We start from the raw sequence: 7,004 nt of genomic DNA on the forward strand, positions 1-7,004 counted from the left end.
TTAGCCCTCCTGTTGTTTTTCGCGAATACGTTTGTCATAGACCTGCTCAAATATTTCCCAAAAGAGTTTAGCGAAGCCTTGTTGACGGTTAGATGTAAGCTCTTTGTAATAATTACAATACATTTCCCACGCCCAAGCCGACTCACCATCTTCATGTGCGTCCGTATTGCGTCGACAATGTTGAAAACGACGTAACAGCACTTCCGGTGAAAACGCGTTTAATATTTGATCTAATGCTTCTGAAATCGCATCCTGCGTTGCTTCATTATGATCTCTTACATTTTTTAAGCTCTCAGCAATGGCTGCAGGCGCAGACAAATGAACTAAGCTTTTATCCGCGTCATACATAGTGCGAACCGTATCTTGGTAAGAAAGACCAAGACGTAACGGGTTGTCTTCAATAGGTTGAAGATTACGGTTCATCGTTCCAAATCGTCCTTCTGCAGCTTGTTCGTGCAGTGCTAGCAAGCCTTTTAAACACGCTTGTAACGATTGACCCATTTCTTGTGACAGGAAATGCATCCGTTGAACATCTTGTTCATTCGTTATACGAACACCAAGCCCTTCTAGCATTGGACCCGTTAATAAGTGTTGCCCGTGTCCACCATGGTTATTTGACGGCGTAGGCGATGATTCATTTTGCAAACTCTTGGCCACTTCTTGCTCGAGAAGTCCTAGCTCTTTTTCGTCCATTGGCTTCATCTCATTTTCTATCGGCTTGGAAGGAGTATGTGATGCCATATTCGCTGGCTGTGCATCCAATACTTGTTGATCTGACTTGTTACTGGTGGCCTGGTTTTTTTTCTGACCGAATCCAAAAATACGCTTCAATCGCACAGAGGCAGACATGACATCTTCGCTGTCGGCCTGAGGCGTAAACGAAGGTTGCTTTTCAACCAAGTTTTTCTTTGAAATCAGATTACCCGTTTCACTGATCTGCTCGGCTGGTTCACCATCCAATAACCAGTTTGATCCTTGGATATGTGTCGATGCCTCTAGCTCGGCCAAGGGATCAATAGGCGCTGATACATCTTCAAGCTCGGGCTCGTCATCGACTGGTTCATGACCATTCGCTAACAAATCTGTGTGGTTAGAATCAAAAAGCGTATCAATATGTCCAGCGTCAACCTCTTCGTTTTTTCCGGTTAACACGCGTATCTCATATGGGCCAATTTGCATTTCATCTTTATGTGCTAAACGTGCTAATTGCCCTTTACCAAGCGGCATATCGGTACCGTTAACAAAGGTCTGTCCACACTCATCACGCACACAAAAAGCACCATCCACCATTAAGATCTCACAATGCAAATCATGCACGCGTCCTAAACGATCTTTTAATCGCCAATGCACGGCGGGCGATGCGCCAATGGTGCCACCAGATTCCACAAAACGAATCTGTGCCGACAAACCAGATTCTAAGGTTTGCGCGTTTGCGACTACGAGTGTTATGCCGTTTTGATGTTGTGAGACCATCGTTATTGCCTTACCTGAATTAATACACGCTTATCTTGCAGCTCTTCGCCAAGGAAAGATGTCCATCCCAGCGCTATGTGTTGCCCCAGCTGAAGAGCAGGTGTTTCTTCATCTGTCATCGACAACTCCAAATCAAATGCCATCTGCTCACGCAGAATAAATTCAACTAACTTACACAAAGGCTGATACTCTTTACCGACCGGTAAAAAATCATTAAAACGCTCTCGTGTCAGATCTTTGATACAAATAACGAACTTTCCATTGCAATCAAAAACCGACTCTCCAATCACAGTGTCTTCACCAAGGCGACCATTCATACAGCCAAGAGACATCTGTTGCTCTTTCGCAATCTTTACCTTGCGCGTTACCCATTGGCGGATCTCTACATGTTCAAGATCAAAACAGTGCGCGATGATGCCAGCAACCACTGTCGGTGATCGGCTTCGCCCCGCTAACGTCCCGGCATAAGCCAACATTTTGCACCAGTTTATCGGGGTGTCCCCTCTTAACTGGGGATCACCCAGCCCAACAAGTGCGAATAACTGTGCCGAAAACTGATCTTCCGCACCTGGCTGAAATCTGACGTAATAGCGGTATTTGCGCCATATGCGATAGACCAATGCGATCAATCGGTTATTAAAAAAGTCCAAGAAGGGTCTTTTAATTCCTCCTGGCTCTTCATGTAGCAGTTGCTCTGTAATGAATGCCGGCAGTGGCGATTGTGAGCCCGCAAGTCCTAAAAAGTTCGTAAGCATCACTGTGTGATCATTCACTTGATCCAGCGATGCTATATCTGATGCAGCAAACCCAAGACTGGGATTTGCACTAAACACTAACTGGCACTCGCGCTCCCATTCTTCTTCCTCTGGGTTAAGCCCTTTATGCTTCTGCAAAAGCTCAACTAATTGGAAGAAGCTATACACTCGCGCATCTTTTACGAGATCAGCGGTACTCATTTCTGTTTCTTCTAAATGAGTGGTTGCTTCCCGACTCTCGTCTGCCATGTATAGCTCTCATTATTCGTTGTGTTGATGACGGTGAGCTCATGAAAAGAATTAATGCTCGCATACAACGAGAAAAAGTGGCTGAGTACCGTTCCAAATAAATATAAATCGCCTTCAGAACCAAACCCGTCTTGATTAAGATAAATCGTCGACTGTAAGCCACGGACAGGCATTCCTCTCAATAGCTTATCCATTGGCTTTGATTGAATGTCTTCAATCGCGTTTAGCCGCTTCTTACCTACTCGCTCTGCTTGACGATCGACAAGCGCACGAAAATCATACGCTGTTAATACACAGCTAAGTGCATCTTTGGATAACAATGACAAATAATTGAGCGATAAATTAGAAATCAACATCCATAATAAACTGCCATCTAGCACAGGACGGAGTGCTTGAGTTGGAATGGTGATATTCTCGAATTCTGCAAATGGTGGTGAGCTATCCGTTGGACACGATATATCACCGACGCCTAACTCCAAAGGTAACTGTCTATTCGTACAAGTCAGCTTAATCGAAACAGCTTCATCGACGTCCACGGATGTCGATTCGTCCCCTCGAATGAAAGAGATAAAAGAATCGAATCCATCACCRCGAATACTGTCTTTGACACGCGCTCGGTAATAGAGTGTCTCGCGGTTACGCACGCGCTCAACTTCATGCTGGAAGCTTTCAAATGGCGTATAAGTCCGCTTCTGACCGCGAATAGGCTGGCCATCAATAATCTTGTCTTGTCGCCCAGTGACACTATCAATACTAAACACTTCATAGTGAGCCGGTTTATTACTCGACGGGATCACCTTGTACTCAGTGTTTTTTCCCGTTAAATCAATAGGGTCTGCATCATGATTGAATAAGTTAATAATAGGTGTGCAGTAAAGCTGAAAACTTTCAGGTCTGACTCTGACATCCGATGGCAAGGTTTTAGAGAGATGCAGCTGCACCGTAAACTGTCCATATACATTACTCGGTATGGCTTTATCTAACCCCCCGATGTCAACAAAGTGAAACGCCTCTGGAAATGACAAATACTCCTGCAGCACACGATAACCATCATAAACATTTTGCGGATATGGCAATAAAGCATCGCCGGCGTTAAATCCGACAGATGAAAACGCATCACGTGGTAACGAAAATGCTGTTCCATCAACATGCACCGTTACCTTCTCTAGATGATGACTCAACCACAGATAGAGCATTTGCGCGCTATATTTGTCTCCGCCAATATAAAAGCGCAGTTTATTAATGTTGGCATCTCGTACCGACATATCACCACTGAGCGTCATCTGTAGCTGTATTGTCGTCGCCTCGCGCGTATGTTCAGCATGAACGCTGGAGCAAGAAAGCGGGTAAAGATCAACGTCACGGCAAGTTTGAAAGCGACACTGAGTTTCCATGGCAGACTTACTATCAAGCTCAGTCCCTTTCACCACAGTTTGCTTTTCACTGAGACTTTCTTCTGGTTTGAATTGCGCAATACACATGCTAGGGACTGGCCGTAAATAATTGGGCCAAAGCATATTAATGATTGAGTGAGTTAACTCTGGAAAGTCATCATCCACTTTTTCGCGCAACTTGCCCGTTAAGAACGCAAATCCCTCTAGTAACCGCTCTACATCAGGATCGGTGTGTCGACCGTGTAAGAAGCGAGCCAGTTGGGGATGCAGTTCAGTAAAAGCTTTACCTTGCTCTTTCAAGAACGCGAGTTCTTCTCGAAAATACTTGTCTTTCGTCATGCGATTTACAACACCCGATATTGGCGGTTCTGGTCTAAAAACAAGCTAAGTTGAACTTTCTCGTGCAGCGCTTCACTGTTGACGGTAGCAACAATATTAAACCGCAACATTAACGGTGAATGCGGATCAAAGTCTGATGTCACCAGGATATTTGTTAGCCGCGGTTCATATCTCTCTAAACAGTCTTTGATCGCGAGTTTCACTCTGAGCGATAAGTCTAAGCTTTCGAGTGTCGCATCGTTGAAATCAATCAGACCGAGTTCAGGAGAGCTTTGCGCCCCGCCAATACGTGTATTCAGCACATTGGCAATATTGCGTTTGATCGATCTCACCACGTCTGGGCTACTCGGCCCCTGAGTGACAGATACAGGTTTAGCGCCGGCTTCAAGACGCTCCAAGAAGCCGACACCAAATGCACTGTCTTCTAGCGCAACGTATGCCATGATTACTGATCAAGCCTACCAACAAGAGACAGTTCAAAGTTCGCGCCCATATATTTGAAATGAGGACGAACGGCCAAAGACACCTGATACCAGCCAGGATTACCCTCAACGTCAGTCACTTCAATCTTGGCAGCGCGAAGTGGTCGACGACTACGTACATCTGCTGGTGGGTTTTCTTGGTCAGCGACATATTGTTTGAGCCAAGTATTCAACTCTCGCTCCAGATCTTGGCGTTCTTTCCAAGAACCAATTTGCTCTCGTTGTAGCACTTTGATGTAATGCGCCAAGCGATTAATAATCATCATGTAAGGTAGCTGTGTACCGAGCTTATAATTGGTTTCCGCTTCTTTACCTTCTTTGGTGTTTGGGAACACCTTCGGTTTTTGGATTGAGTTGGCAGAGAAGAAAGCAGCGTTGTCGCTACCTTTACGCATGGTCAAGCCAATAAATCCCTCTTCGGCAAGCTCAAATTCTTTGCGGTCAGTGATCAACACTTCCGTCGGGATTTTGGATTGTAGTGCGCCCATCGATTCATAAACATGAACTGGAAGATCTTCTACTGCACCACCGCTTTGTGGCCCAATAATATTTGGACACCAACGATATTTAGCAAAGCTATCCGTTAGACGCGTTGCAAATGCAAATGCGGTGTTCCCCCAAAGGTAGTGTTCATGAGCTTGGCTAACGTTCTCGTGATACACGAAAGATTTGATCGGATTTTCGGTTGGATCGTACGGAACACGCAACAAGAAGCGCGGTGCAGTCAGACCCAAATAGCGTGCATCTTCAGATTCACGAATTGAGCGCCACTTGGTATATTTAGGGCTTTCAAAGATGGACTTGACATCTTTAATGTTTGGCAGCTCTTCGAACGACTCAATACCAAAAAATTCAGGTCCAACACTTGAGATGAATGGCGCATGGGCCATCGCACCTAGCGCACCCATGTATTGAAGCAACTTCATATCTGGCGTAGATGGGGTGAAGGCATAGTTACCAATAATGGCACCCGTTGGCTCACCACCGAATTGACCGTAACCTGATGAGTAGACGTGCTTATAGAGACCTGATTGCGTTGTTTCAGGCGCAAACTCAAAGTCATCTAGCAACTCATCTTTGGTCACATGCAAGATGTCAACTTTGTTGTTCTCGCGAAAATCCGTCCGATCGACAAATAATTTAAGTCCACGCCATGCCGATTCCATTTCTTGGAAAGACGTGTCGTGCAATATTTCGTCCATTTGAGCACTGATCTTTTTGTCAAGCTCAACAAGCATTTGATCAACAAGTGCTTTGTTAACAGGCTCTTGGGTTTGATCGTTGCCAACGAGGTTTTCGATGAAGGCGGCGACACCTTTCTTTGCGACATCATAGCCTTCTTCGCTAGGCTCAATACGCGTTTGCGCCATTATCTCGTCAAGTAAGCCACCTTCCTTGACTTCAGGAGACTCTACGACTGATTCACTTGTAGACATGTTTCTATTTCCTAAGGCTTAAGTTACTACTGGTTTGAATCAATTACTCTTTCGGAGCGTCATCATCACTACTGACAATACTTAGCTCAGCAAGCAACTTCTCACGGGACTCTTCAGAGTTAAGCAGCTCCTGTAAGCGATCACGGAATGCTGGAATATTGCCAAGAGGACCTTTTAACGCAACCAAGGCTTCACGAAGCTCTATTAGTTTTTTGAGCTCGGGAACTTGAGCTGCAACAGAGTCAGGCGCAAAATCATTCATTGATTTAAAAGACAGCTCAACAGGCAGTTCAGCGTCTTTATCATCAGTAAGTTGATTTTTTACAGTGGTGGAAAGATGTAAATTACTTTCACGCATTACATCTTCAAAATTGTTTTTGTCGACTGATACTGTCGCACGCTCTTCAACCGGCGTGTCTTCAGTGTGACCTTTAAAATCACCAACAACCAAGGTTTTAAGTGGCAGCTCTACTTCCGCTTGCTGGTCACCCGTTGCAGGTACGTACTTGATATTTATGCGCTCTTTTGGCGCAACGCTTCCTTCTTTGGACACTTTGAACCCTCGATACCTTCACCAAAATGGCAGCACAGCCAGGAATGATCCTGCCACGCTGGACTGCGTTAACATCTTACAAACATCAATGACCTGTTGTGCTGCAATCACTGACGGTGCGCCAGCATACATAACGAAAAATTAGACATTAATTAAAAATGCATAATTTTGGAGTAATGCCTCATTWTTATTTTTTATGATCAAAAACACACGCAACGCTGACACCTTGACATTGTCATGACAATTTATATGTAAACATCATGTTAGCGAGTAAAAACTCTAAAAAACAAATAAAAAGATGTTTTCTTTATTGCGTTTAAATC

The 7,004-nt window shown here is 44.7% G+C and carries 6 protein-coding genes; all 6 read right to left on the minus strand.

Annotated features, from left to right (window positions below; genetic code table 11):
- Genes tagH through tssB form a run of 6 tightly spaced genes read right to left on the minus strand, consistent with a single transcriptional unit; the run spans position 1 to position 6,681 of the window.
- Positions 1 to 1,473 (minus strand): type VI secretion system-associated FHA domain protein TagH, encoded by a 1,473-nt coding sequence (gene tagH, locus BZG81_RS14420; protein ID WP_077577318.1) that lies wholly within the window; start codon positions 1,471 to 1,473, stop codon positions 1 to 3.
- 2 nt (positions 1,474 to 1,475) lie between these two features.
- Entirely contained in the window at positions 1,476 to 2,429 is a 954-nt protein-coding gene (tssG, locus tag BZG81_RS14425; RefSeq protein WP_236719535.1) for a type VI secretion system baseplate subunit TssG, read from the minus strand.
- 11 nt (positions 2,430 to 2,440) lie between these two features.
- Complete coding sequence (tssF, locus tag BZG81_RS14430) at positions 2,441 to 4,210, minus strand: type VI secretion system baseplate subunit TssF (RefSeq protein WP_077661566.1); 1,770 nt, start codon at positions 4,208 to 4,210, stop codon at positions 2,441 to 2,443.
- A 5-nt stretch (positions 4,211 to 4,215) separates the two neighbouring features.
- Positions 4,216 to 4,653, minus strand: coding sequence for a type VI secretion system baseplate subunit TssE (gene tssE / locus BZG81_RS14435; RefSeq protein WP_025740375.1), 438 nt, complete (start codon positions 4,651 to 4,653; stop codon positions 4,216 to 4,218).
- Between the two features lie 2 nt (positions 4,654 to 4,655).
- A complete protein-coding gene (gene tssC, locus BZG81_RS14440) occupies positions 4,656 to 6,128 on the minus strand; it encodes a type VI secretion system contractile sheath large subunit (protein WP_077461343.1) in 1,473 nt (490 codons plus the stop codon).
- Positions 6,129 to 6,171: 43 nt separating this feature from the next.
- Positions 6,172 to 6,681 (minus strand): type VI secretion system contractile sheath small subunit, encoded by a 510-nt coding sequence (gene tssB, locus BZG81_RS14445; protein WP_077461344.1) that lies wholly within the window; start codon positions 6,679 to 6,681, stop codon positions 6,172 to 6,174.
- Between the last annotated feature and the right edge of the window lie 323 nt (positions 6,682 to 7,004).

Origin of the sequence: Salinivibrio sp. MA607, assembly GCF_001996245.1 — a bacterium.
Taxonomy (GTDB): Bacteria; Pseudomonadota; Gammaproteobacteria; order Enterobacterales; family Vibrionaceae; genus Salinivibrio; species Salinivibrio costicola.

Coding starts and splice junctions, on each gene's coding strand:
- tagH (WP_077577318.1), bottom strand. CDS start 1,473: ATGGTCTCACAACATCAAAACGGCATAACACTCGTAGTCGCAAACGCG.
- tssG (WP_236719535.1), bottom strand. CDS start 2,429: ATGAGTACCGCTGATCTCGTAAAAGATGCGCGAGTGTATAGCTTCTTC.
- tssE (WP_025740375.1), bottom strand. CDS start 4,653: ATGGCATACGTTGCGCTAGAAGACAGTGCATTTGGTGTCGGCTTCTTG.
- tssC (WP_077461343.1), bottom strand. CDS start 6,128: ATGTCTACAAGTGAATCAGTCGTAGAGTCTCCTGAAGTCAAGGAAGGT.